The sequence below is a fragment of the Steroidobacter agaridevorans genome (genome assembly GCF_009932555.1).
Lineage (GTDB): Bacteria > Pseudomonadota > Gammaproteobacteria > Steroidobacterales > Steroidobacteraceae > Steroidobacter > Steroidobacter agaridevorans.
The window spans coordinates 239,652-264,928 of sequence record NZ_BLJO01000004.1 but is presented as its reverse complement, the minus strand read 5'-3'; the positions used below and the strand labels follow the sequence as shown (position 1 = coordinate 264,928).

The following is a 25,277-nucleotide window of genomic DNA, read 5'->3' as shown; positions in this document are numbered from 1 at the left end:
ATGCCGGGGGCGTCCTGCGTGAAGTTGTGCATTGGATCACGGAATTACGTGAACCGACGAGCCCTGACACCTTTGCGTCAAATTTTGTCCCTGCCTGTCATTCTTTGGCGACGGGCGTCTTGGCCACGCTGCCGCTCTTGTTCACTTCCAGGTGCGTCGGCCGCACCCCGCCGAACGTCAGCGAATTGGTGGCCAGAATGACTTCGCGCAGGAAATAAATCAGCCCCATCGCCAGACACGCCAGCGCGATCACGAAAGTGATGGCGATCGGCGCATCGAGATTGATGCCCATCGAGGAGCTGATGAACAGCGCCGCGACCACCAGCGACACCAGAAAGCCGCAGGTCACCGACAGGCCGATCGCGCGATTGACCAACGTCGCGCGCTTCGACAGTACGCGCAGCAGCTTGTGGTATTCCTCCGCCTGTTCCGGGCTCACATGCATCAGCCGGTCTTCCAAGGTGCGCGCCCGATCGATGATGCGACCGACGCGGGTCGCGAGCGCGTTCAACGTGGTGCCTACACCCGCCAGAAGAAACACGGGCGCCACGGCCAATTGAATGACCTGCGCCAGATTCGCGATATGCGGAGCGGTGTCGAGCATGCGGACCTCGGTAACTTGTCCGAGAAGATACCAGCCGTTCGCATGATGCCGCTAGGCGGTTGCAAATGCTCATTGCAACCTTCCGCGCAATTGCCGCGTCCAAACCCACAAACGCAAACGGAGGACGTATCGATGCAAAACAAACTGGCGGCCGGCGTGGCGACCTGGGCGGCGATGACACTGTTACTGGCCAGCCCGCTGCTGCGGGCCGACGAGGACATCTCCAAGATCAATGGCTCGATACGCGTCGAAAGCGGCCGGCAGGTCGGTTCGGTCGAGACCGTCAATGGCTCGATCCAGCTCGGCGATTCGGTGCGTGCCGATAACGTCGAGACGGTCAGCGGCTCGATCGATATCGGCCACGACTCCAGCGTCGGCGACATCGACACGGTCAACGGCGATGTGACCCTGGATCGCAATACCAAGGCCGACTCGGTTGAAGTGGTCAACGGCCGGGTGCGCATGGACGAGCAGGCCGAGGTGCGCGGCAACGTCACGAACGTGAACGGCCGCATCATCCTCGCCAAGGGCGCCCGGATCGGCGGTCACCTCGAGAACGTCAATGGCGACATCGAGCTGGAAGCCGCCACCGTCGGCGACGGCATCAAGACGACCAACGGCGATATCGAGATCGGCGCAGGCTCGCGCGTCGACGGCGGCATTCATGTCGAGAAACCGGACTTCAACTTCTTCTCGAGCAAGCGCAAGCCGAAGATCACGATCGGCCCAAATGCAGTCGTGAATGGCACGCTGAAATTCGAGCGCGAGGTCGAGCTGCGCATCAGCGACAGCGCCACCGTCGGCAAGATCGTCGGTGCAACCGCTATCAAAGACTGACGTAATAGACGCGTCCGTCGCGCAGCTCGCGCCGGACGCGTCCCGCATGCGCCAGGTATTCCAGATGCGCCAGCGCCTCGCCGATCGCCAGAAACAGGTGCATTTCCTTCAGCTCGCGGCGAAACATGAAGGGCAGCACGTCCAGCGCGACTTTTGGCTCGACACACAGCGCCGCAAGTTTGTCGAGCTGCTGCATATGATGGCCGGTGAGATCGTCGATCCGCTGGCGCAGTCCGCGAAACGGCACGCCGTGCGCTGGCAACACCAGCGTGTCCTCTGACAATGTGCGCAGCCGCTGCAAAGACGACAGATACGATCCGAGCGGATTGGGATCGGTGCTGTGGAACATGAAGCTGATGTTCGAGGAAATGGTCGGCAGCACTTGATCGCCGCTGATCAGCACGCGCGCCGCCGGGTTTGACAGGCACAAGTGGCCTTCGGCGTGTCCGTTGGTCTCCAGCGCGGTCCACTCGCCCGCTCCCCAAGGGATCTTTTCTTCATCGGCGACGAACTGCTCGACCTTCGGCATGCCGCTGGCCATGCGGGCGAACCGATCGGGACGAAACATCGTTCGGATCTGGAGCTCATCGGTCACACCGTGCGAGCGGAAGAATTGTTCGGCCTTGTCGAAGTGCGCCTGGCCCTCACCGCTCCACATCGCGTGAGCCAGCTCATGCGTCCGCCGCGACATGATCACGGGCACGCCCAGTCGGTCCTGCAGCCATTTCGCCAGCCCGATGTGATCTGGATGAATGTGAGTAATGAACACGGCGCGCAGCGGCCGCTGCGCGAAATAGTCGCGCTCCATGACTTCCCAGGCGTCCTTGCTGACCGACGCCGCCATGCCGGTATCGACCACGACGCAACCGTCGTCGGTTTCCACCAGCCACACATTGATGTGATTCAAATCCAGCGGCAGCGGGATGCGCCCCCAGCGCACGCCCGGCGCAATCGTCGCGCTCTGGCCGGACGCAGGCGCTGGCGTGTCCACATACTGGAGACGGCGCGGGGCTGAGGGAAATGCCTCGCCTTCCGCGGTCACCGCTGGCGCGCCGGAAGTATTGGCAGGGTCGGGGACGGTCATCCCGCGTATCATGCGGCCTCCTGGCCGAAAGAGGAAATTCCACCATGCGACTTCGCCCGAGTGCCCTGGCGCGCACTGCCCTGCTCGTTGCCCTCGCCTCGCTGTCCTGCTCGCTGCATGCGTCCTCCCCGGACGGCAAGGAAAAGGCGCTGATCAAGCATGTAACGGCGGGCGAGCAAGCCTCCATCGAGCTGCTCGAGCAGATCGTCAACGTCAACAGCGGCACCATGAATTTCGCCGGCGTGCGCAAGGTCGGCGACATGCTTCGGCCGCGCTTCGAAGCGCTCGGATTCAAAGTCACTTGGGTCGATGGCACGCCATTCGGCCGCGCCGGCCATCTGGTCGCGACCCGCCCGGGCCGCGGCAAGCACGTGCTGCTGATCGGTCACCTCGATACTGTATTCGAGCCCAATCATCCGTTTCAGCGCTGGCAGCGAGTCGACCAGAACATCGCTCGCGGGCCCGGCGCGGCGGATATGAAGGGCGGCATCGTCGTCGCTCTCGCCGCACTCGAAGCGCTCAAGGCGCAGAAGCTGCTCGACTCGTTGCAGTTCACTGTGGTCCTGCACGGCGATGAAGAACTTTCCGGTCACCCGCTCGACCTCGCGCGTCGCGATCTCATCGAAGCCGCTAAAGCGGCGGACATCGCGATCGGCTTGGAGAATGCCGCCGACAACCCGAAGACGGCCGTGACCGCACGCCGCAGCTCGACCGGCTGGGTCGTGAAAGTGAAGGCGAAGAGCTCGCACTCATCGCAGATCTTCTCCGATGAGGTCGGCGCGGGCGCCGCTTATGAGCTGGGCCGCATCCTCAACGGCTTCTATCAGGAGGTGCGTGGCGAGGAATTCGTCACCTTCAATCCCGGCCTGATCGCCAGCAGCACGCAAGTCGATTTCAATCAACAACCGCTCGGCGCCACGCTCTCCGGCAAGAACAACATCGTTACTCCGGTGGCGATCGCCTCCGGCGATCTGCGCACGCTCACCGTGAAACAGCTCGAAGACACCCGCGCCAAGATGCGAAAGGTTGTTGCCGCCAACTTGCCAAACACATCAGCGGAGATTGAGTTCACGGACAACTATCCTCCGATGGCGCCCACGGACGGCAACCGTAAGTTATTGTCGATGTACGACGGCGTCAGCCAAGACCTGGGCTTCGGCCCCGTCACCGAAGTGAATCCACGCAACGCCGGCGCCGCGGACATTTCTTTCGCCGCCGATCACGTCGACATGGCCCTCGACGGCCTCGGCCTCCTCGGCGGCGGCTCCCACACGCCGGATGAGTTCGCCGATCTGCGCACGTATCAGATTCAGGCGCAGAGACTGGCGGTGTTGTTGTATAGGTTGGGGAAGAAGTAACGCGCTCGCTCGCACTACGCGCACGGCTCGGGGCCGTGCACGTAGTCACCGAATTCGTGCAACAGGTTGCTGCCCAATTAGTAGTCGCATTACAGCACCTGAACTCACAGCGCTTGCCAGCTCAGCTTCGGCGTATGAGCGAATCGAGAGCGTCCGCGCCAACGCTATTTGGAAAAACCTTCGTTTCCAGCATGCTGTCGCTCACGCCCAAGTGGGCGCCGAGAACGCCTTTGAACACCGAGCGCAGATCCAGCGTCGGCTTGAGGTCGCGCTGCTGATATAAATCGCCGTTGCGCAAGCCCGGCCAGTCGGCGATGACGCGGCCGCCGGCGATGGCGCCGCCGGAGAGGAAGGCGCAGGTGGCGGTGCCATGGTCGGTGCCGCGAGTGCCGTTGACAGCGACGGTGCGGCCGAATTCGGTGACGACGAGCATTGCCGTCTCCGTCCACGCCGCGCCCAGCGAGGTGCGCAATGTTTCCAAGCCTTGGTCGAGACTACGGAGTCGGTTAGCGAGCTGGCCTTGTTCCGCACCTTGATTGGCGTGCGTATCCCAGCCGCCTACTTCGATCACCGCGACGCGTGGGCCATCGGCCGCCGCCAGAAATTTCCCAGCCGCAGATGTCACAGCGCTGAACCCGTTGAGCGGATCGCGCTTGCCGCCACCCATAGCGGCCATGCCCTCGCCGGCGATGCCGTCCGCCGCCAAGGCCGACTGCAGTCGAGTGGCGAAATACTCGTCGGTCGAATAGAGATCGGCGATGCGTTGCAGAGTGTCGGCGTCAGTATCGGGAAGTCGCGAGGGCGCCCAGGAATTCACGGCTGCGTCCCCGCGCAACACCAGAGGAATATTCTGCGCGAGGGCGACCGCGATCTGATCGGTGGTCCGACCCTTGTTCGCGGGCATGCCGGCAAGCGCGCGATTGAGCCAGCCGTCGCGAGCACCCTTCAACTCGGCAGTGCCGCTTTCGAGCAGATCCTGGCCGTCGAAGTGCGAGCGCTCGCGATAAGGAGAGGCGACGGCGTGGAATACGATCAGCTCCTTCTCTCGATAACGCTGATAGAGATGCGTCATCGACGGATGAAGAGCAAACATTCCATCCAGCTTCTGCGTGGGCGTCGTAATCGCCAGCGCGCCTCGCTTGCTGGCGTAGTTGCCATCGCCGTACGCAGGCACAGCGGCGAGCCCATCGAGCGCACCACGCAGGATCACCAGAACAAATCGCGCGTCCGTCTTGGTAGACGCGAAAGGAATCCGCGGCAGCAGCGTGGCCAGACCGCCGAAGGCGGATGAGATGACGAAAGTGCGTCGGTTCATCGGCGTTGAAACTCCGGGCTCGCCAGCAACAACGCCATTCCCTGCGCCCCGCTCTCCGCTCTCGAAATCGCAACTCTCGTGCGCTCAGCGAGCGCGCTGCCGAGCGACGCTGCGCCGACGTCGAGAGGTTGCACCTTCGAGCCCATGCGCTTGCCAACCGCGCTCGCCCATTCGATTCGTTTGAGCAGCGCATCCGGACCATCCCACTGACTGGCGGTGTCCGGCCAGCCGGCGGGCGAGCCGGGCGTATACGGCCGCTGGCCCAGCAATTGGAACGGCGCGAGCATCTGCTCGGGAACCGGCGGCACGAAGTCGAGCATGCGGAACGTCGAGACCACGAAATCATGCGGCGTCTTGAACTTCGCCGTCGGACGCGCCCAGGCCTCGGGACATTCCACCAGCGCACGATGCAACGCCGGCAAATCCCCACCCGTATCCCGAAACACTTTCGCCAGCCGCGAGACCGCACTCTCCGGCGGTTCATCTGCAATGAAGTGACGCGCCAGCTTGGTCGCCAGATGCTTCGCTGTGGCCGGATGATCTGCGAGATCTTTCAACACCGCACGCGGCTGAGCCAGGCCATCTTCGCTGTAGCGCTTGCCGAGAATCGTCTTCGACCCCGGCTCATGCGCCATCTGCCGAAACTGGAATTGACCCGCCTGCTCGGGCTCCTTGCCACGAGCCGCTGCGACGGACCACCCAGTCAGCGCACGAGCGAACGTCGTGACATCAGTCTGGCTGTAACCGCCATTCACGCCCAACGTATGCAGCTCGAGAATCTCTCGCGCGAGGTTCTCATTGATGTCGAGCTTGCGATCGCTGTTGGCACGCCGCGCCGCTCGTTGCGCAAGCGGCGAGTTCGGTCCGATGGATGCCTGATTGTCCAGATACAGAATCATCGCCGGATGCGCCTCGACCGCGAGCAGCAGATCGACGAAGCGCCCGCCGAGATTCGGCCGGATCGCCTCGTTCTCCAACGTAGCCGCCAGCCCGACCACTTGCGCCTTGTCCGCGGACACAGCGAAATGATTGGTCCAGAAATGCACCAGCCGCTCGCGAAACGGCTCCTCGGTACGGATCGCCAATCGATAGCGCGCGGCAACTTGATCGCGATACATCGCGCCGATCTGCTGCCGGCCTTTCCCGTCTTTCTCGCCTTGCTGGCGCCGCTCCCGCAGGGCTTTGGCAAACGTTTGGAACGCCGTCGCCGACGACGGCAATGCGGCCACTTCCTGCGGCACCGGCCGTGTACCTTCGACCTGTCGAATCAGCCAACCCTTTGCATCGTCGGCGATGTCGGTCAACTCACCCGGCCGGGCGCCGAGTCCAAAGCGATTGGCGGCAATGATGGCGGAGAGCGTCAACGCCCAACCTCCGGAAGGCAGCAGATGAGAACAATAACGCAGATCGCGTTATCGGGTTGACACGCCTCAGGCGCTATTCATCAGCTGCTCCATCGGCAGCATGTCGGCCTGCGAGGCGCGCCGGGCGGCGGCGAGCAGGTCGACGATTCGGTCGTCGCTTCGGAGCACGAAGCTGTTGCCGGTCTGCTGTTTGGCATACTTCTTCACGTGTGCGAGCAGCTGCGCAACGGCATCGGCGCTGGTCGCACCGATAGTCTCCGAATCCAGCGCGGCAACGGACAGGGTGAGCAAGGGATACTTGCGCGGGCGGCCGTCGCGGTCGGTCGCGGTGATGGACTTCGCCGAGGCATGCTCGGGCGAATAGAACGCTGCGACGGTTTCGCTGAATCGGTTCAGCACATTCACCACGCGCTCGCGCCAGTCGGCCGAACGCATGACGACCAGAAAGTCGTCGCCGCCCACGTGACCGACGAAATCCAGCCGCGCCGAGAAATGCTCCTTGAGCAGCCCGGCCAGATGCAGGATCACCTGATCGCCGTGCGCATAGCCATACACGTCGTTGTAGGGCTTGAAGGAATCCAGATCGAAATACGCGACGATGAAACGTTTGCGCACTTCGATGAGCTTGTCGATGCTTCTGCGGACCGCGGCGTTGCCGGGCAGCAGCGTCAGCGGATTGGAATGTTTCGCCGACTGCAGCTGCTGTTCGGTGATGAGCCGTAGCACGTCGATGGTCTGACCCAGACCGTGATAGCGCCCGTCTTTGGTGATGACGAACTCTTCGGTGAGCCGCGGCCGGCTCTTCTGCGTCACCAGGCGGCTCACCTGCTCCAGGCGCAGCTGACCGTCGATGAGCAATGTCGGCGTCTCCATCACCGCGGTAACCGGCTTCTTGTTGAAGATCTCCGGATGCAACGGCTTGGCGAGCAGATCGAACAGGCGCTCGCGACGCACGACGCCGAGCGGCCGGCCTTCCTGCACGATCGGCAGCGTCAGTTGCTCGGGGTTGTCACGGAACAAATCGGCGACTTCGGTGACACGCATGTCCGGCGGCACCGGCGGCACGTACGTCGCGATGTGCTCGGCGAGCAGCGCCGTGTAAGTAACGATGGAGCGATCGAGCGACTCCACCTGCTGGAGCGCCACGGCCGGCGTCGAGCTGGGACGGCCGAACAAATGGCCTTGCAGCCGATCCAGGCCGAGATCCACGAGCTCGCGGCATTCGCGCTCGGTCTCGACGCCTTCGGCGATGACGCGACAACCCATGGCGCGGCCCATGTCGAGCATGGAGCGCACGAACTCGAGCTTGGTGGCGTCGGCATCGATGCCGGTGACGAAATAACGATCGATCTTCACGTAATCGGGCTTCAGCTCCGACCAGGTGCGCAGGCCCGACGAGCCCGCCCCGAGATCGTCGATGGCAATGGCGCAGCCCACCTCGCGCAACCGCTGCATGGCAGAGCGCAGGCGGTCGTAGTCTTCCAGCAGACTTTCCTCGGTCAGCTCGATGACACAACGGTCCATGGGCATGCCGACGCTGCTCGCCAGATCGACGAAACGCTGCGCGAAGTTCGGATGCTCGTAGATGGTGTCGGGCGAAACATTGATGAACAGCTGGCCGGACACGCGCGCCGCGACGAAGCGCTTGAAGGCGTTTTGCATGCACAGGAAGTCGAGCTCGACCTTCAGGCCGGCGCGACGGGCCGCTTCAAACAGATTCTGAGGGGCGTGCAGCCAGCTGTCGGACGGGCCGCGGGTCAGGGCTTCGTAGCCGCAAACGCCGCGCGAGCGCGGGTCGACGATGGGCTGAAACAGGGTTGTGACGCGTCCCTCGCGCATGAGCTCCGCGAGCTCCAGCGCCGATGCATCCAATCGGCGCAGGCGTAGCGTCGGCGAGTCGGGACGTGGGTCGGACATGCGCAACTGTTGCCGGGATTACCCGGCCTTCCCCTCGATTCCGTAGGGTTTTGGAGTTGACGCAAGTTAAGTCCGTCCCCCGAATGGGAACAGAGAACGGTTTCGCATCGACGGCACCGAGCCATCGTGGACTACACATACAAATGCGGAATCTGTGAGGGACCGCACACCGGGCAGCTCCTGCACGTCCATGTGCCCGCTGCATCAGGGCCTCCCTGCCCAAGCCCTGCCCCCCTTGGGGAGGGGGTGGTACCGGTGCGCTGGTTTAACGCTTCATCGCGTCGAAGAAGTCGCCGTTGGTCTTGGTGTCCTTCATCTTGTCGATGAGGAACTCGATCGCCGCCAGCTCGTCCATCGGGTGCAGCAGCTTGCGCAGAATCCAGATCTTCTGCAGCTCTTCGGCGGAAGTGATCAATTCCTCGCGGCGGGTGCCGGAGCGATTGATATTCACGGCCGGGAACACGCGTTTTTCCGACACGCGCCGATCCAGGTGGATTTCCGAGTTGCCGGTGCCCTTGAACTCTTCGTAAATCACGTCGTCCATGCGCGAGCCGGTGTCGATCAGCGCCGTGGCGAGAATGGTCAGCGAGCCGCCTTCCTCGATGTTTCGGGCCGCACCGAAGAAGCGCTTCGGACGCTGCAGGGCGTTGGCGTCGACACCGCCGGTCAGCACCTTGCCGGAGCTCGGCACCACGGTGTTGTAGGCACGCGCGAGGCGTGTAATCGAGTCGAGTAGAATGACGACATCGCGCTTGTGCTCGACCAGGCGCTTGGCCTTCTCGATCACCATTTCCGCGACCTGCACGTGACGCGTGGCCGGCTCGTCGAAGGTCGACGACACCACTTCGCCGCGCACCGTGCGCGCCATTTCGGTCACTTCTTCCGGACGCTCATCGATCAGCAGCACGATCAGATAGACATCGGGATGGTTCGAAGTGATGGAGCTGGCGATGTTCTGCAACAGCATCGTCTTACCCGCTTTCGGCGGGGAGATGATCAGGCCGCGCTGACCTTTGCCGATCGGCGCCACCAGGTCGATGATGCGCGCGGTCAGGTCCTCGCTCGAGCCGTTGCCGCGCTCCAGCTTGAAGCGCTTGGTCGGGTGCAGCGGCGTCAGGTTCTCGAACAGCACCTTGTGCTTGGCGCCTTCGGGAGAGTCGAAATTGATCTCGCCGACCTTGAGCAGCGCGAAGTAGCGCTCGCCGTCCTTGGGCGGACGGATCAGGCCGGAGATGGAGTCGCCGGTGCGCAGGTTGAAGCGGCGGATCTGGCTGGGGCTGACGTAGATATCGTCGGGCCCGGCGAGATAGGAGCTGTCGGCGGAGCGCAGGAAGCCGAAGCCGTCCTGCAGGATTTCCAGCACGCCGTCGCCGTAGATGTCCTCGCCGCTGCGGGCATGCGCCTTGAGGATGGAGAAGATGATGTCCTGCTTGCGCGAACGGGCCAGGTTCTCCAGCCCCATCTTCTGCGCGATCTCCACCAGCTCCGGCACCGGCTTCAGCTTCAGCTGAGTCAGGTTCATGGACTGGCGGGAGGCCGCCAGCTCGGCTGGGGAAATTACACCGACGTCATCGCCGTCGAACGCGTCGTCCTGCGGCAGGTCGTCGTGTTGCGGCCCTTCCCCGCGATGATCGCCATTGTTGCCGCCGCGGTTGCCGCGGTTACCACGGTTGCCGTCGTTGCCGCGATTGGAACGACCGCCGCCGCCGCCACCTTTGTTGCCGCCCGGGCGATTACGGGCCTGATTGCCGAGATAGCCTCTCACAGTTTGCTGTCCAGAAATGCGGCCAGGTCTGATTTACGGAGGGCTCCCACCTTCTGGCCTTCGACCTGACCGTTCTTGAAGAGAATCAGGGTGGGAATGCCGCGCACGGCGAAGCGCTGCGGCGTCTTGGGGTTCTCGTCGATGTTGAGCTTGGCGATCGTGACTTTCTCTTTATATTCGGTCGCGATCTCGTTCAGCATCGGCGCGATCATCTTGCAGGGCCCGCACCATTCCGCCCAGAAGTCCAGCAGGACCGGGCCCTTGGCCTTGACGACGTCATCTTCGAAGCTGGCGTCGGTGACATGCACAATCGTCTCGCTGCTCACCAGAAACTCTCCGGGGGTGATGGAATGAAATAGGCGGGTGGTGTGGAATTGGAGCGACTCAAACCTTCGGTTCGGTCATGCGTGTGAATGTGGGCGGCGACGCGCCATATGGGTCGGCAGAAATGACCGGGTGGCTTGAACGTGTCCGGTCGGGCACAATGCCCGGGCCTAGTGACTTGATTGCCTTGGGCCGAACTCCATACGAAGGCCGCGTGAATGCTTCGGAAAAATCTGTGTGAGCGGTGCTCGTGCTCGATGTAAGCCAGTCTGCTAAAGCTAAAGCCAGTTACTCGCCCCTTCCGGTCGAGTGTCCGCTTGAGTATCCCCCTGAGCACCCTCATGAGTATCGAATGAGATACTCCGCTGAGGGATACGACTTCGAGGGGCTTGGAGCCTGTGCTCCGTTCGGGGCAGGTGCGGATGAGTCCGCTTCGTTGAGGCTTATTAAAACCGGGTGCCTGGCAATTTGCAAGCGCCCCCCTCTCTTCCACCGGGTAAATCATATCGAATGGCTGATTCGCACTTAACCGAGCTGTCCTTCTCGAGCCTGCATCTGCCGGAAGCTCTGCAGAAAGGACTGGCTGACGCCTCGTTCGAGCGTTGCACGCCCATCCAGGCACAAACCCTGCCGCAAGCTCTTGCCGGGCTCGATGTAGCCGGGCAGGCGCAAACAGGAACGGGGAAAACCGCGGCATTTCTAGTAGCGATGTACGCGCGACTGATGCGCGAGCCTGCTCCGGCGTCGCGCAGCTTGAATGCACCGCGGGCTTTGATCATCGCCCCAACGCGCGAGCTCGCTGTCCAGATCCATCGCGACGCCGAGGTGCTCGGCTCGCACACGGGCCTGCAACTCGGCCTCGCCTTCGGCGGCGTCGACTACGAGAAACAGAAGCATCACCTCGAGCAGGGCGTCGACATTCTCATGGGCACGCCCGGCCGCATCATCGACTTCGTCAAACAGAAGGTGATCGACCTGCGCTCGGTGCAAGTGCTGGTGCTGGATGAGGCCGATCGCATGTTCGATCTCGGCTTCATCGCGGATATCCGCTACATATTGAGGCGGCTGCCGGATCCTCAAGCCCGTCTCAACATGTTGTTCTCGGCAACGCTCTCCCATCGCGTGCTCGAGCTCGCCTACGAGCACATGAACGAGCCGACGCTGGTGCGCATCGAGCCGGACAAGATGACGGTGGATCGCGTCCGTCAGGTGATCTACTACCCATCCAACGATGAGAAGCCGCGCTTGTTGGTCGGCTTGCTCAAGCACATGGACCCGCGCCGCAGTATGGTGTTCGTGAACACCCGACGCGCGGCCGAGGAAATCGAAGGGCTGTTGCGCGGCAATGGCATCAACGCCGAAGCGATTTCAGGCGACGTGCCTCAGCGCAAACGCCTGCGAATGCTTCGTGATTTTCATGAAGGCACGCTCGCGGTTCTCATCGGCACCGACGTCGCTTCGCGCGGTTTGCACATTCCCGATGTGAGTCACGTATTCAACTACGATTTGCCGCAGGATCCCGAGGACTACGTGCATCGCATCGGCCGAACCGCGCGCGCCGGCACCGAAGGCGATGCGATCAGCTTCGGTTGCGAGGAGTACGTGATTTCCCTGCCGGACATCGAGGCGTACATCGGTCGCAAGCTGCCCGTCGCGGCTGTCGCAACTGACATGCTTCCCGAGATCGTTTCCCCTGCTCCACTGCCGAGACGTCGCTTCGGTGGTGGCGGCGGTCGTGGCAAACCAGGACGTGGCGGTGGTGGTCGCTCAGGCGGCGGCGGTCGCGGAGGCGGTGGAGGCCGTGGCGATCGGCGTCGTGGTGGTGGAAGTGGCGGTGGTCATTCATCACCTCGTCCGCCCGCGGCAGAAGCGCCCGCGGCTGTCGTCTCCAACGAAGCCGATGCGAGCGGAGCCAACGGCGAAGCTGCGCACGAAGCGCCGCCGAGAAAGAGACGCCGCAGACGTCGTAGCAAACGTTCGAACAGCACTAGCCCAGGCACGCCGCCGGCGCCGGAAGCGACTTGATCGGAGCGCGGCGAGCCGGCGTTATTCAGCCAGCTCGCCGAGCAGATGGCTCACGGCTTCGACCGACATGAATTCCGTGACCTCGCGCTTGTCCATCCCGGAATCCGGCTTCGAAATGGCGAAGATGTGCGCGATGCCGTGGTTCTTCGCGGCGCGCAGCACCGAGTGACTGTCATCGACAAACAACGTCCGCTGCGGATCGAATCCCAATGCCGCTTCGAGCTGCTGCCAGAACGCCGGATGTTCCTTCGGCATGCCGAAGCTGTGCGAGCTGAACACCACGTCGAAATAGTTCAGCAAGCCGGTCTGGGTCGCCTTCACTTTCAACGAGTCGCGATGCGCATTGGTTACCAACGCGATGCGCACGTCCTTCTCTCGTAACGCGCGCAGAAATTCCTCCGCGCCCGGCAGGAACCGCACGTGTTCGCACACTTCGCGCTTCATGCCGGCGATATCCAGCGACAGCGCGCGCGTCCAGAAATCCGTGCAGTACCAGTCCAACGTGCCCTGCCGGTCCGCGAACATCGGGCGCAACACCTCGCGTGCCTCGTCCAGTGTCAGTCCGTGCTTGGCGGCGTAACGCTCCGGAACCAGATCCAGCCAGAAATAATTGTCAAATCGCAGGTCCAGCAGCGTGCCGTCCATGTCCAGCAACACAGTATCGATAGCCTGCCAGCGCGGCAGGGAAGCCACGGACCGGGCTGCGGAAATCAGGGAGGAGCTCAAGCGCAAATTCTCGGTTCGTGGCGGCGGCGGGTGGCCGTATGATAGGGCAACCTTTGTGGCAGCTTGAGTCGGCAATGTCGGGGGATGCGGGTTAATGCAATTGGGTTGGGGCGCACTGGTGCTGATCGTGATGAGCGCCGCAGGTCTTTGGTTCCTGCGGGACAGTCTCGCGGCCCGTGAACGCGCCAATGCCGCGGCCATGGAGGCCTGCCAGCGCCTGAGCCTGCAATTCCTGGACGGTACTGTCGCATTCGCGCGACTGGCGTTCACCCGTGAGCAGGGTCAACTCGCCATCCGTAGAACGTACGTGTTCGATTACACCGCCAACAGTATCGAGCGGCGTCAAGGATTCGTCATATTGCTCGGTCGGCGCGTCGAGTCAGTAGGTTACGCACCCGGCGAGGAGCGGCGCGGTCAGCCGCAGCCGCCGGCGCCATCGATTTCGCTGTCGGCGACCTTCACTCCGCCACCGCCCGCCGAACCTCCGGCGCCCGGCCCGGTGGAAAGCGCCCAGGTCTTCGACCTTGCGGACTGGCGTGCGCGTCGCCGCGGGACCGAACAACAGCAACCGCCCTCACAGCGGCGCACGGGCGCGACCGACCACACAAACGGTCAGGATCACCATCAGTAGTGCGGCTTGCGCTAAAGTACGCGCCGATGAGCGAAGCGGAAAACAACGTCGAGACTGAAACTTTCCGTCGCCTGGAGCGGCTGCGGGAGTTACGCATCGAGCATCGCGACCTGGATGACGTCATCCACCGGTTGCAGATGGACTTGTACGTCAACGAAGTGCAACTGCGACGCCTCAAGAAACGAAAACTCATGTTGAAGGACCAGATCGCCCGCCTGGAAAGCGAGCTGATCCCCGACCTCAACGCTTGATCCCCACTCATGCAGGAATTGCTGCATAACGCAGGCCTGGCTCTGGAGGCCCTGCTCACTCCTACATCGCTTCTGCAACTGGCAGCGATCGCCATCGCCATTCTGGTGGCCTGGTGGTTCGGCCGGCAGGTGCGCAATACCGAGCGCGGCAAGCTTGCGCTGGTGCAGACCGGGTTTCAGGCACGCCTGACCGAAGCGCTGATGATCACCGCTCCGCACCTCGCGGCGCTGGTGCTCATTGCGGCATTCGGCGGCGCTTTGCATGCGCTCAAGGCCGACAGCAAGCTGGTCGACCTGGCGATCACACTGTCCGGCCTGCTGCTGCTGATCCGCTTCGCCGTCTATGTGGTGCGCGTGTCGCTCGGCAACCGCACCAAGGGCTGGGGCAACTTCATCACGTTCGCGATCTGGAGCTTGCTGGCGCTGCACGTGCTGGGCTGGTTCGATCCGCTGGTGCAGGCATTCGACAGCGTCGGCATCAACGCCGGCAACCGGCGCATCACGCTGTGGTCGGTGATCAAGATCCTGTTCACTGTCGGCGCGTTCATCCTGGTCGCGGTGTGGATCGCGCGCTGGTTCGAGCGGCGGCTGATGTCGATGCAGGGTCTCGCGCTCAGCATGCGCATCGGCATTGCGAAGTTCTCGCAGGCGTTCCTGATCGGCTTGTCGATCCTGCTGGGCCTGAATGCCGCGGGCCTGGATCTCACCACCCTGAACATTTTCACCGGCGCGCTCGGCATCGGCCTGGGCTTCGGCCTGCAAGCCATCGCGGCGAACTTCGTCAGCGGCTTCGTGCTGCTGATGGATCGCTCGATCAAGCCGGGCGATGTCATCAGCTTCACGGGCACGACCGGCACCAGCACCGAAGGCTTCGGCTGGGTGCAGGAGCTGCGCGGCCGTTACGTCGTCGTGCGCGACCGCGACGGCGTCGAGACGCTGGTGCCGAACCAGAATTTGATCACCAGTCCGGTGATCAACTGGAGCTATACCGATCCGCGCGTTCGCCTCAAGCTGCCCGTGCGCGTCAGTTACAAGTGCGATCCGGAGAAGGCGCTGGAGCTGCTGCTCAAGGCGGCGGAGGACCAGCCTCGCATCCTGCGCGATCCCAAGCCGGTGTCGCGCATGATGGGCTTCAACGATTACGGTTTCGACCTGGAGCTGCGCTTCTGGATCGCCGATCCGCAGGAGGGCGTGAACAACGTGCGCTCCGAAGCGAATCGCGCCATCTGGCGGCTGTTCAAGGAGAACGACATCATCATTCCGGTCGCCCAGCGCGAAGTCATTCTGGAAATGCGCGAGCGCGGCCCGGTCGCGCGCGATGTTTGATCATGGCGCTCGAGAATGAGCTGGGCATCCCGGAAGAAGCCATCGACCTGCGCTTCATCCGCTCCGGAGGCCCAGGCGGACAGAACGTCAACAAGGTCGCCACCGCGGCCCAACTCCGCTGCGACTTGAAGTTATGGCCCGCGTTGCCGGAGCGCGTTCGCGCTCGCCTGCGCACCCTCGCCGGCCGCCGGCTCACCAGCGACGACGTGATCGTCATCAGCGCGCAGCGCTTCCGCACGCAGGAACATAACAAACGCGACGCGCTGGAACGGCTGGGCGAGATGATCGCCCAAGCCCGCATCGAGCCTCGCGTTCGCAAGGCGACCAAGCCGACTCGCGCGTCGAAGGAACGACGGCTGGAAGGCAAACAGAAGCGCAGCGACGTGAAGAAAGGACGGAAGGTCACGCACGACTGGTGACCCGCGCCGTCTCCTAGAAGCGCTCGAACTTCCCGCCGCGATAAACAAACAACCGATCGGTGAGTGAGTACGGGCCGTCGGCGGCGGTCTTCTTGGCCAGCTCGCGGAGCTTCTTTACGCCTTCCTTGTTGTTCGAGCCGGTGAACAACAGCACATCGCGCGTCGGCACCGCGATGACGATCTCGCCCTCGACGCCGAGCTCCTCGGCGCTCCAGACCTCATCGAGCAACAGCAAGCTCGGCACATAATCGCTGCCCGCGGTCATCATGGAGACCAGCGGCCCCTTCACAGCTTCGTGATGCGGCAGGATCCGGCGCAGATTCTCGATCGCCAGCGCCCGCAGCTTGTCTTTCTGTACGCCGGCTTCCTGCAGATCCTTCGGGCCGAAATAACGGATGTTCTGCGGAGTGTCTTCGGCGTAGACGATCACCAGGTCATCGTTCAACTCCTCGATCACCTGCTCCGCGGGCGCCTTGCCGCCGCGCGCTCTGGCGGCGCGTCGCGCCTCTTTCGACCACGCGCGATCTTTGACCACCGGCACGATTTGCTGTGGATCCAGCGGCCCCGGCTCCTTCGTGCTCTCGGCGAACGAGGCGACGTAGCGTGCAATCACGTCCGACTTGTCTTCAGGCGCGCGCGAATATTCGCTATAGGCATTGTCGAGAAACGCGCGCGCTGTTTCCCCTTCCGGCGCCTTGATCGTCAGATGCAGCGGCTCGACGACGGCAACCGTCGCATCCGGCAAAGCTGCCGCGAGCGCCGCCCTGAATTCTTCCGTGAATTGCTGGGGCGATAACACATCCGACGCCGCATGCACGCCCAGCGCCAGCAGCAGGCCCACCAGTGCAAAGATCCGTTTCATCGCCCGTTCCTCGAATTGCCAAGCATGCCTCACCCCGTTGCGTCGACCTGAGATATTTTCTGCAGCTGAACGAGCCACGGACGACCGATCTTGAGACAGATCATCGAGTCATTATCGCCACGCGCCGAGTTTGCCACGGTGATGCTGGGCGCGTTCGGCATGTTCGTGATGAGCAGCCTCACGGCGGCCTTCGACGGCGGACCGTCCAGCCCGCTCACCAACGATGCCCTGCTCGATCTGGTCGCCTATGAGGCGGTCCTGTTGGCCATGCTGGGAATCTTCCTGTCGCTGCGCGGCTGGCGCCCGGCCGATGTGGGCCTCTCGCCCACCCTGAAGGACACCGCCATCGGCGGTGTCATCGTTCTGGCAGACTACATGGTTTATATCGTCGCCTGGTCGATCTACAGCCAGTTCGCCGCGGCGGGCGGCAATCTGCCGATCTCGGCAGGTCTGCAGGCATCGAACGTAGTGCTGCTGTCGCTGGTGAACGGATTCTTCGAGGAACTGTTCGTTTGCGGCTATCTGATCACCGCGGTGAAGAAACGTCGCAGCGTGGTGTTCGCGATCAACGTGAGCGTCGCGATACGACTGGCGTATCACCTGTATCAAGGCCCGATCGCCGTGCCGAGCATCGTCCCCATGGGGCTGATCTTCGGTTACTGGTTCGCGAAGACCGGCCGACTGTGGCCGCTGGTGGTCGCGCACGCGCTCATGGACTTCCTGGCGCTGTGGCCGCATGTTGAATGAACTGTCACCGAGGCAACCATGGAACCGGCCCGCAAAAGAGATCTACTGCAAGCAACGGCGCTGGCGCTGCCGGCGCCGATTGCGGTTCTGACCCTGGGAGATCCGCTCTTCATCGGTCTTTGGTATTACCTGGCCATTCCGGCATTCATCATTGGCACCGGGCTGCTGATGAAAGCGCCGCCGCCCTATCTCACGGGCGCGTCGCTAACCGTCGCTGCGGCGTTTTTCGTTTATATGATGGTGAACTACACGGCAACGCGGCCGGAAGGCCTGCTCGGCCTGGGCCACTTGTGCTCTATCCCCGGCGGCGCGATCGGCCATCTGCTCGGCCTGGTATTGGCCCGGCGGCACGCGGTGGCGATTCCGATGCTCGCACTCGGCGCGTTCGGCTGGGGCGCAGGCTTCTTCCTGAACAACCTCGTCATCTGCAACACCGTTATGTATTGCGGCCCGCTGTCGCTGAAAGCGTTGCTTTGACTCGAGTCGTCTACAACGCCACCGCGATGCCCAGACGCAGCTGCGAATCCAGCTTGCGGTTGTAATCCAGCAGGCTCTCGCCGTAGCCGTTGAAGTACTGCAGGGTCAGCCAGCCGGTGAGATCGCCGCCGCTGAGCTTGGACAGCGGATAGGAAACATTCAGCTCGACGCTGCCATTGTTGCCGCGCTTGCCCTTGCGCAGCGTGGTCCAGAAATCCAGGCCGCCTCTCGCGCCGAAGCCGAGCACCCAGTCGACATAGCCCCGATAGTCCGCGATGTCCGGATTCTCGTCGGCGGAAATGTAGTTGTGGACCAGCGGCGCGGCATAGAACCGCAGGCCGGCCGGGTCGCCGAAAGTCAGAATGGGTCGCACATAGAACATGTTGAAGCTGCGCGAGTCCTCGCCTTCCTTGCCGTTGGACTCGTGACCGAAGCCAGTCTCCACGCCCAGACGCAGTTGGCCATCGAACAGCCGGGTGAGATCGGTATTCGAGTAGAACAGCCGGGGCCGGTAGCTCGAGTCCTTGAACGGCTTGGAGAGATCGCCGAGGTCCCACAACGACGTCTGCGAATACGAAAGATACAAATCGTCGATCCAGGGCAGCCGGCTGGCCAGCCGGCCCCGATTGTCGAACAGCTGATAGCGCAGACTGATCTGAAACTTCGCGTTCAGGCCGCCGTCGCCGCCGACGATGAAATAAACCGGCTCATACACCGACACCGCCAGCGGCGGCGGCTTATCCACGAGCGCCGTCGTGTACGTCTGCTTCGCCGGCTCGGCAGGACGGGTAGCCTCGTTAGCCGCGACCGCCTCCGCGTTGGCCGCAGGCGGAAGAATTTGCAGAGCGACCGAGTTCGACGCCAGCCCCGTGGGCACGAGTGTTGCGACCCCTTCGACGTTCGGCGGCAACGCACCTTGCAACTTCATGCGCGTGAAGCCGCCTGAAGCAACCTCGATATGCCCGGTGCGCTCCGGCGTCATCTCGATGACGGACAGCCCGGTAGGCGTCTCGAAGCGCACATGAAGCTTGTCCGGCAGTTCCACGATGAGCGGCTCCGGGTCGCTGTTCGTCAAAGTCAGATCGAGCTGCAGCGGTGTGCCTGAAACGACCTGGGCGTGAGGCGTGGAAAGAATGATGTCGGCGCGCGCGCCCCAGCTGATGAATACAGCGAGCACGAGTAACAGCTTGGAAATATTCATGACACCGGGCGACCGCGAGCAGGCAATGGAGCCGAAGCCTACCGGGCCGCGCCTGATCCGGCCAGCGTGGGTAGTTGGGGAATCTCCGACTGCACGTCAGCGGTGTGTAACCTGGAGCACGCTGTTCCGGATCTGTTCGTGCAAAACCAACTGCGCGTCGTCGGCCACCGCCGGCAGCATGTCCGTATAGGTCAAGCGTCCCTCGGCGTTCACCCCCAGCACATTGCGAGCACGCAGCAGATCGATGAAGTTCTTGAACAGGATTTTGTCGTGGAACTCCGGTGAGTTCAGCTCGTACAGCAGCGACATCCGCTGCGCCATGAGCTGGCATTGGGTTTCGAGGGCGTCCTGGCTGATGCGGCCGCTGCCATGTTTCAACAGCACGGCGATCACCAGATAGTAACGCTCGATGATCTGCACCGTGACCTGCGCGAGGTTCGACAGCTGCACGGCCTCGGCGGATCCGGTCGGCGGACGCCGCCATTGCGCGCCGGCTTCGACCGACTCGAGCAGGCCATGATTCGCCAGGTCATCCAGCGTTTCGAGCGTGACCGCGCTCATTTCCTCTTCCGTCCAGCGCAGGAACAACTCGTCCCGGACATAGGGATAGATTCGCCACATCAGACGCTGGATATCCTCGGTGCGCATGGTGCGGTTGTTCAGGAAGCAGCACGCGATCAGCGACGGCAGCGCCATCAGATGCAGCACGTTGTTGCGGAAGTAAGTCATGAGCACGGAGTTCTCCTCCGTCATCTGCATGACATCGCCCAGCTGATGTTTGAGCCGCTGGATCACGCCCATGCGCTCGCCATGGCGCACGATCGACGCGCCATCGATCTCGGTGACCCAGATCAAAGACGAATACGGCGCCTGTCGCAGCAGCGACGCATACAACTCCAACTGCCGCGCCAGATCGCTTTCGAGCATCGACTGCTTCGGTGTCGCGAGCAATGCCGTCGCAATCAAATTCATCGGCGCGACGCAGGCGGCGCCGTTGATGTTCGTCATGATGCGCGTCGCGAGCTCGTCGACCGCCGGCGACAGCCACGCCGGCCGCTCTATTTTCTCGACCAGATGACGACCGTCCGGATCGTGACGCTTCAGGATCTCGTTCAGATGAATGGCTTCGCCGAAGCTCACATGCACCTTGCCGAAGCGTTTGCGCAGCGCCGGCAACGTCCGCAGCATGGTGAAGATGGATTCCTTCTCCTTGGGCTTGCCGAGCATCTCGTTGACGTAGGTCTTGCCTTCGATCAGTCGCTCGTAGCCGAAGTACACCGGCAGGAACACGATGGGCCGCCGCGGATCGCGCAAGTAGCTGCGTAAAGTCATCGACAGCATGCCGGTCTTGGGCTGTAACAAGCGCCCGGTGCGGCTGCGCCCGCCTTCGATGAAATATTCGATCGAATGACCGCGCGCCATCATCAAACCCAGGTATTTCATGAACACCATGGTGTACAGCGCATTGCCCTTGAAGCTACGGCGCATGAAGAACGCGCCGCCCTTGCGCAGGAAGCGCCCGACGCCGGCCATGTTCAGGTTGATGCCGGCCGCGATGTGCGGAATGGCGTAGCCCTTGTAATAGATGACGTAGGACAGCAGCAGATAGTCGATGTGACTGCGGTGGCACGGCACGTAGATCACTTCGTTGCCGTCGATCACTTTCTGCAGCTGTTCGACGTGATGCAACTCGACGCCATCGTAGAGCCGCGTCCAGAACCAGCTGAGCCCCTTGGCCATGAAGGCCACGAAGATGTGCGAATAGTTGGCGGCAATCTCCCAAACGTAGTCCTGCGCCAGCTTCAACGCTTCGCGGCGGGAGATTTTCTTCGAGCGCATCTCGTCGGCCATCGCACGACGCACGGCGCCCGCACGCAGCACTTGCGTCGCCATCGTCCGTCGATGCGAAAGATCGGGCCCGAGGGTCGCCGCACGCTGGCGCGCCAGGTTGAGCCGCAACGCGCGAGTGAGACGCCGAACGGTGCGCGCCTTGTCGGTGCCTTCGTTCACGGCCGCCCGCAGCGAGACCGGCTCGCCAAACTGAACGAACAGATTGCGGCCATTCACCATCAGCGACAGCAACCGACGGAAGCGCCCGACGCGCTCCCAGTTCTCGGACAGCAGGATGCGCAGCCACGAGTCTTTGCGATTGGGCGCACGGCCCCACAGAACGGTGACGGGGATCAAATCGACATCGAGCGTGGGATCGTCGAACGCCGCGGCGACCAGCGAGCGCATCGAGTCGGAAATACGATAGTCGGTGCGATCTCCCCAAAAACCCGCGCGGCGCTCGAGGAACAGCACGGATTCCGACGGCAGAGGCTTTTTCAACGCCTGCGACGGCGCTGGCAACCCATGCGCGGCACACACCTTTTCGAGCACGACCAGGTCGGCGATCGCGGACTCGCTCAGGACATAGCAGATCGGCCGTTCCCGCTGGGCATAGCGGGCGCGCAGATCTTCGGGCAAAACGTGCGGACGCGCCCACATCGAAACGGGCGCGCGCAGCAAGCTCAACCAGAGTCTGTCGAGTCCGGAGAAATCAGCCATGGGTGGGTTCGCGCCGCGTTATTCGGCGGTCGGGTTCTCGTTCTGTTCGAGCGCGCGGTCGATCGCTTGCTTGTGATCCTGAACCTGGCCCTCGACGGCGCGCGCCTTGTCGACGGCGCCCGCCATGTCACCGAACGCGGTTTCTTCGACCGGCGGCGGCTCGCTCGGTTGCTGCTCGGAACCGCAAGCGGCGAGCAATGACGCCATGAGCGCCAGCGACAGTAGGCTGCGATTCCTGCTCTTCTTGGTCATATGGGAACTCCTGTCGATCGACCTCGCCACGTCCGGTCGCGAATATTAGCAGGAGCGCAAATTCATGCGCTGGCCGCCAGGCGCCGCAGGAAATTGTCCAGTAGCGCGCACACATCGGTCAGGTTGGCTGTCAGCCGGTGATCTGAATCGAGAATATGCAGCGCGCTCTTGTATTGGCGCGCATAACGGATGCTGTTTTCCACCGGAACGATGTCGTCGTTCCAGCCGTGCACGATATCCACGGGACAGGCCGGGGGCGCCGGCGTGTATTTTTCATAGCCCGGCATGAAGAACGCCGGCGCGAGCAGGAACAGGCCGCGCGTGACGACCTGAGTCGACACCGTCGTGCACACGTGCGCGCCGAGACTCGAGCCCACCAGCAGCAACTCGCCCGGCAACTTCTTGCAGACCTCGAGCAGCTTGGTGACGCGCGCGGCCGGATCGGCCATGCCGCGATAGTCCACCGACTCGACCGTCAGACCATGTTTCTTCGCGACCTCGGCCATGGCGACGATCTTCGTGCCCCAAGGGTCGCCATCCTGGCCATGCGAGAACACGATGTATTGCTGACTCACTAAAACAGCTCCCCGGGATTGTTGGTGACCTCGCCTGCCGGGGTCGGTCGTTCGTTGAAATCGTAGCGTGTCGGGTCGGCGAGGTGCGACGGCACCACGTTGCGCAGGCTGGAGAAGATCGACTCGGTGCGGCCCGGGTACTGGCGCTCCCATTCGCGCAGCATCTTCTTGATCTCGACCCGCTGCATGTTCTCCTGCGAGCCGCATAGCGAGCACGGAATCAAGGGGAACTCCCGGGCGCGCGCGTAGCGCTCGATGTCCTGCTCGGCGACATAGGCCAGCGGACGGATCACGATGTGCCGGCCATCTTCCGAATGCAGCTTCGGCGGCATGGCCTTGAGCTTGCCGCCGAAGAACATGTTCAGGAACAACGTCTCGATGATGTCGTCGCGATGGTGGCCGAGCGCGATCTTGGTGATGCCATTGTCCGCCGCGAACCGATACAAGGCGCCTCGACGCAGCCGCGAGCACAGGCCGCACATGGTCCTGCCTTCGGGAATCACGCGTTTGACGACGCTGTAGGTGTCCTGCTCGATGATATGAAACGGAATGCCCAGCGCCTTCAGATAACCGGGCAATACATGCTCGGGAAAGCCCGGCTGTTTCTGATCCAGGTTCACCGCGATCAGCTCGAAGTGCACCGGCGCGCTGCGCTGGAGCGACATCAGGATGTCGAGCATGGTGTACGAATCCTTGCCGCCCGACAGGCACACCATCACCTTGTCGCCCGCTTCGATCATGCGGAAATCTTCGATGGCCTTGCCGGCAAGGCTGCGCAGCCGTGCTTGCAGGCGCTTGAAGTTGTTCGAGTAGTCAGGAACGGCGGACATGTCAGGCTTCCAGGTATTTGCCTTCGATATAGCGCAGCCAGGCGGCCGCGGACAGCGGCTTGCCGGTGGCGTTGCGGATCAGGTCGGGCGTGCTCACGCTCGCGGCGAGCGAATGTACATTCTGCCGCAACCAGTCGAATAATCCCCCGAATTGTCCCGCGGCGATCTCCTCATCGAGCTGCGGACGATCGGAGCGCAGGCTTTCGTACAGCTGGCCGGCGATCACCGCGCCGATCGCGTACGACGGGAAATACCCGAACGAGCCCACCGCCCAATGCACATCTTGCAGGCAACCCTCGGCATCGTTCGCGGGCCGCACGCCGAGCCGGTCGCCCATGCGGGTATTCCAGGCTTCGGGCAGATCCCGGATCTTCAGCTCGCCCTTCAGGATCTCCTGCTCCAACTCATAGCGCAGCAGAATGTGCACTGTATACGTGACCTCGTCGGCGTCGACGCGAATCAGGCTGCGGCGAACCCGCGTCAGCAGCCGATATAGATTTTCCACTTCCCATTCCGGCCCGGTGACGCCGAAGGCCTTTTCCATGAGCGGCTTCAGATAGCGCAGGAACGGCCGGTTCCGGCAGATCAGCATCTCCAGCAGCAGCGACTGACTTTCCTGCATGGCCATGCCGCGGTCACGCCCCACAGGCTGACCGCGCCACTGCTCCGGCAGGCCCACGTCGTACATCGCATGACCTGTCTCATGCAGCACGCCCATCAAGCCGGTCAGCGGCTCGGCTGGATTGAAACGGGTGGTGATGCGGATATCGCCGGGAATGCCGCCGGTGAACGGATGCTCGCTCTCGTCCAGTCGACCGCGATCGAAGGGAAAGCCCATGACCTTCATCAATTCGTTCGCCAGGTGCCGCTGCTTGCTGGCGGAAAATCGTCCGGTGATTTCCAGCGGCGCATGCTTGGCCTGCGTGTCGATGGCTTCTTGAATCAGGCCGGGCAAGCGCCGACCGACTGTAGTGAAAATGGCGTCGATCTCGGCGGTGGTCATGCCCGGACTGAACTCATCCAGCAGGGCGTCGTAGGGATGGAGCTTGAGCGCTTTGCCGAGCAGGTCGGCCTTATTCCGCACCAGCGCCGTGACTTCCTCCAGATGTGGAGCGAACAAGGAGAAATCGCTCTTCTGACGAGCCTCGATCCATTTGATTTCGGCGCGTGCGGTCGCTTTAGCGAGCCGTGAGACGAGGTTCTGGGGGGTGGCAATAGCGTGGTCGCGCTCCCGACGCATCTCCTTCAGGTTGGCCTGCTGCCAATCCTCGAGCCCCTGCAGATTGGCCTCGGCGCGGTCGAGCAGCCGCGACACCCGCGGGGAGGTCACCAGCGAGTGCGATTCGGTCTCCAAAGCAGCGAGCTGTTCGCCCCGGAGTTCCGAGCTGCCGCGGGGCATCATGACCGCGGAATCCCAGCGCAGCAGGCTGGCAGCGCTGCGAAAGGCGTGCAGACGCCGGAATTCCTGTTCGAGTTGTTGATAAGGCGTCAGAGCCATGGCGCGATCCGAAAGCTAGGTTGCCCGATGCGGGCCCATCCTCGAAAGGCGCCATTCTAGCAATGCCCGTTTGGCCACTAGCGCTGCCGGGCCGCAATCGATTTTTAAATTTTCCTAATTAATGCGACAAGCAGGTGCCGCAATGATGCGGCTTCCATTCCAAAAAAGTATTTCTGAATTACAAAATATTTAGGGAACACACAGTATCTGCCGTGGTCTCATACATCGTCCTCCTGCGAGAGTGGTGCAAGCCACTCTGGGACATGAGCCGGTATGTGTTGCAGCCTACCGGCTCTTTCTTTTTATCGGGCACCGGATCGGGGCTCCTGCCCCGCCCGG

At 62.7% G+C, this 25,277-nt stretch carries 24 protein-coding genes; 9 read left to right on the top strand and 15 right to left on the bottom strand.

Annotated features, from left to right (window positions below):
• Window positions 1-97: 97 nt before the first annotated feature.
• Window positions 98-604, bottom strand: coding sequence for a DUF2721 domain-containing protein (locus tag GYH35_RS15775; RefSeq protein WP_161810862.1), 507 nt, complete (start codon window positions 602-604; stop codon window positions 98-100).
• A 132-nt stretch (window positions 605-736) separates the two neighbouring features.
• Here GYH35_RS15775 and GYH35_RS15770 point away from each other — a divergent pair, with 132 nt between their 5' ends.
• Entirely contained in the window at window positions 737-1,441 is a 705-nt protein-coding gene (locus tag GYH35_RS15770; RefSeq protein WP_202624348.1) for a DUF4097 family beta strand repeat-containing protein, read from the top strand.
• Here the strand turns inward: GYH35_RS15770 and GYH35_RS15765 are convergent.
• On the bottom strand, window positions 1,431-2,525 hold the full coding sequence (locus GYH35_RS15765; RefSeq protein ID WP_161828936.1) for an MBL fold metallo-hydrolase: 1,095 nt from the start codon (window positions 2,523-2,525) through the stop codon (window positions 1,431-1,433). The genes GYH35_RS15770 and GYH35_RS15765 overlap by 11 nt on opposite strands.
• Window positions 2,526-2,569: 44 nt before the next feature.
• Here GYH35_RS15765 and GYH35_RS15760 point away from each other — a divergent pair, with 44 nt between their 5' ends.
• Window positions 2,570-3,883, top strand: a complete 1,314-nt coding sequence (locus GYH35_RS15760) for a M20/M25/M40 family metallo-hydrolase (RefSeq protein ID WP_161810860.1) — start codon at window positions 2,570-2,572, stop codon at window positions 3,881-3,883.
• Between the two features lie 121 nt (window positions 3,884-4,004).
• Here the strand turns inward: GYH35_RS15760 and GYH35_RS15755 are convergent, their stop codons facing one another.
• The 5 genes from GYH35_RS15755 to trxA form a co-directional block, all read right to left on the bottom strand.
• Window positions 4,005-5,198: a DUF1501 domain-containing protein gene (locus GYH35_RS15755; RefSeq protein ID WP_161828935.1), complete on the bottom strand. Its 1,194-nt coding sequence runs from the start codon at window positions 5,196-5,198 to the stop codon at window positions 4,005-4,007.
• The gene (locus GYH35_RS15750) at window positions 5,195-6,562 is read right to left on the bottom strand and encodes a DUF1800 domain-containing protein (RefSeq protein ID WP_161828934.1); all 1,368 of its coding nucleotides are present in this window, start codon (window positions 6,560-6,562) and stop codon (window positions 5,195-5,197) included. The genes GYH35_RS15755 and GYH35_RS15750 overlap by 4 nt, the downstream gene beginning before the upstream one ends.
• Before the next feature lie 66 nt (window positions 6,563-6,628).
• A complete protein-coding gene (locus GYH35_RS15745) occupies window positions 6,629-8,479 on the bottom strand; it encodes a bifunctional diguanylate cyclase/phosphodiesterase (RefSeq protein WP_161828933.1) in 1,851 nt (616 codons plus the stop codon).
• A gap of 265 nt (window positions 8,480-8,744) precedes the next feature.
• Window positions 8,745-10,001, bottom strand: a complete 1,257-nt coding sequence (rho, locus tag GYH35_RS15740; protein WP_129781675.1) for a transcription termination factor Rho — start codon at window positions 9,999-10,001, stop codon at window positions 8,745-8,747.
• A gap of 239 nt (window positions 10,002-10,240) precedes the next feature.
• Window positions 10,241-10,570 carry a thioredoxin TrxA gene (gene trxA, locus GYH35_RS15735; protein WP_129640918.1) on the bottom strand — a complete coding sequence of 110 codons (330 nt, stop codon included), beginning with the start codon at window positions 10,568-10,570 and terminating at the stop codon, window positions 10,241-10,243.
• Window positions 10,571-11,078: 508 nt separating this feature from the next.
• On the opposite strand from trxA, the gene GYH35_RS15730 reads away from it, so the two are divergent.
• Window positions 11,079-12,593 carry a DEAD/DEAH box helicase gene (locus tag GYH35_RS15730; protein WP_161828932.1) on the top strand — a complete coding sequence of 505 codons (1,515 nt, stop codon included), beginning with the start codon at window positions 11,079-11,081 and terminating at the stop codon, window positions 12,591-12,593.
• A 21-nt stretch (window positions 12,594-12,614) separates the two neighbouring features.
• On the opposite strand, the gene yrfG is transcribed toward GYH35_RS15730, so the two are convergent.
• Window positions 12,615-13,286, bottom strand: a complete 672-nt coding sequence (yrfG, locus tag GYH35_RS15725; protein ID WP_407700218.1) for a GMP/IMP nucleotidase — start codon at window positions 13,284-13,286, stop codon at window positions 12,615-12,617.
• A gap of 127 nt (window positions 13,287-13,413) precedes the next feature.
• Between yrfG and GYH35_RS15720 the strand changes: the two genes are divergently transcribed.
• Genes GYH35_RS15720 through arfB form a run of 4 tightly spaced genes read left to right on the top strand, consistent with a single transcriptional unit; the run spans window position 13,414 to window position 15,946 of the window.
• A complete protein-coding gene (locus tag GYH35_RS15720; RefSeq protein WP_235936790.1) occupies window positions 13,414-13,950 on the top strand; it encodes a DUF3301 domain-containing protein in 537 nt (178 codons plus the stop codon).
• A 26-nt stretch (window positions 13,951-13,976) separates the two neighbouring features.
• Window positions 13,977-14,201, top strand: coding sequence for a YdcH family protein (locus GYH35_RS15715; protein WP_116808299.1), 225 nt, complete (start codon window positions 13,977-13,979; stop codon window positions 14,199-14,201).
• A 9-nt stretch (window positions 14,202-14,210) separates the two neighbouring features.
• The gene (locus GYH35_RS15710) at window positions 14,211-15,527 is read left to right on the top strand and encodes a mechanosensitive ion channel family protein (RefSeq protein WP_161810853.1); all 1,317 of its coding nucleotides are present in this window, start codon (window positions 14,211-14,213) and stop codon (window positions 15,525-15,527) included.
• Complete coding sequence (gene arfB, locus GYH35_RS15705) at window positions 15,527-15,946, top strand: alternative ribosome rescue aminoacyl-tRNA hydrolase ArfB (protein ID WP_407700217.1); 420 nt, start codon at window positions 15,527-15,529, stop codon at window positions 15,944-15,946. Before GYH35_RS15710 ends, arfB begins: the two co-directional genes overlap by 1 nt.
• Window positions 15,947-15,959: 13 nt before the next feature.
• Here arfB and GYH35_RS15700 read toward each other — a convergent pair whose 3' ends face one another.
• On the bottom strand, window positions 15,960-16,808 hold the full coding sequence (locus tag GYH35_RS15700; RefSeq protein ID WP_161810851.1) for a DUF1444 family protein: 849 nt from the start codon (window positions 16,806-16,808) through the stop codon (window positions 15,960-15,962).
• 90 nt (window positions 16,809-16,898) lie between these two features.
• Here GYH35_RS15700 and GYH35_RS15695 point away from each other — a divergent pair, with 90 nt between their 5' ends.
• The gene (locus GYH35_RS15695) at window positions 16,899-17,555 is read left to right on the top strand and encodes a CPBP family intramembrane glutamic endopeptidase (protein ID WP_202624347.1); all 657 of its coding nucleotides are present in this window, start codon (window positions 16,899-16,901) and stop codon (window positions 17,553-17,555) included.
• 18 nt (window positions 17,556-17,573) lie between these two features.
• Window positions 17,574-18,032, top strand: a complete 459-nt coding sequence (locus GYH35_RS15690) for a hypothetical protein (RefSeq protein WP_161810850.1) — start codon at window positions 17,574-17,576, stop codon at window positions 18,030-18,032.
• Between the two features lie 10 nt (window positions 18,033-18,042).
• Here the strand turns inward: GYH35_RS15690 and GYH35_RS15685 are convergent, their stop codons facing one another.
• The 6 genes from GYH35_RS15685 to GYH35_RS15660 all read right to left on the bottom strand — a co-directional run bounded on the left by GYH35_RS15685 (window position 18,043) and on the right by GYH35_RS15660 (window position 24,938).
• Window positions 18,043-19,233, bottom strand: coding sequence for a phospholipase A (locus GYH35_RS15685; protein WP_161810849.1), 1,191 nt, complete (start codon window positions 19,231-19,233; stop codon window positions 18,043-18,045).
• Between the two features lie 96 nt (window positions 19,234-19,329).
• The gene (gene plsB, locus GYH35_RS15680) at window positions 19,330-21,783 is read right to left on the bottom strand and encodes a glycerol-3-phosphate 1-O-acyltransferase PlsB (protein ID WP_161810848.1); all 2,454 of its coding nucleotides are present in this window, start codon (window positions 21,781-21,783) and stop codon (window positions 19,330-19,332) included.
• 18 nt (window positions 21,784-21,801) lie between these two features.
• Complete coding sequence (locus GYH35_RS15675) at window positions 21,802-22,035, bottom strand: hypothetical protein (RefSeq protein ID WP_161810847.1); 234 nt, start codon at window positions 22,033-22,035, stop codon at window positions 21,802-21,804.
• A 62-nt stretch (window positions 22,036-22,097) separates the two neighbouring features.
• A complete protein-coding gene (locus tag GYH35_RS15670) occupies window positions 22,098-22,610 on the bottom strand; it encodes an alpha/beta hydrolase (RefSeq protein WP_161810846.1) in 513 nt (170 codons plus the stop codon).
• Window positions 22,610-23,440 (bottom strand): tRNA 2-thiocytidine(32) synthetase TtcA, encoded by an 831-nt coding sequence (gene ttcA / locus GYH35_RS15665; protein ID WP_161810845.1) that lies wholly within the window; start codon window positions 23,438-23,440, stop codon window positions 22,610-22,612. Before ttcA ends, GYH35_RS15670 begins: the two co-directional genes overlap by 1 nt.
• Before the next feature lies 1 nt (window position 23,441).
• Window positions 23,442-24,938, bottom strand: a complete 1,497-nt coding sequence (locus GYH35_RS15660) for a carboxypeptidase M32 (RefSeq protein WP_202624346.1) — start codon at window positions 24,936-24,938, stop codon at window positions 23,442-23,444.
• Window positions 24,939-25,277: the final 339 nt, after the last annotated feature.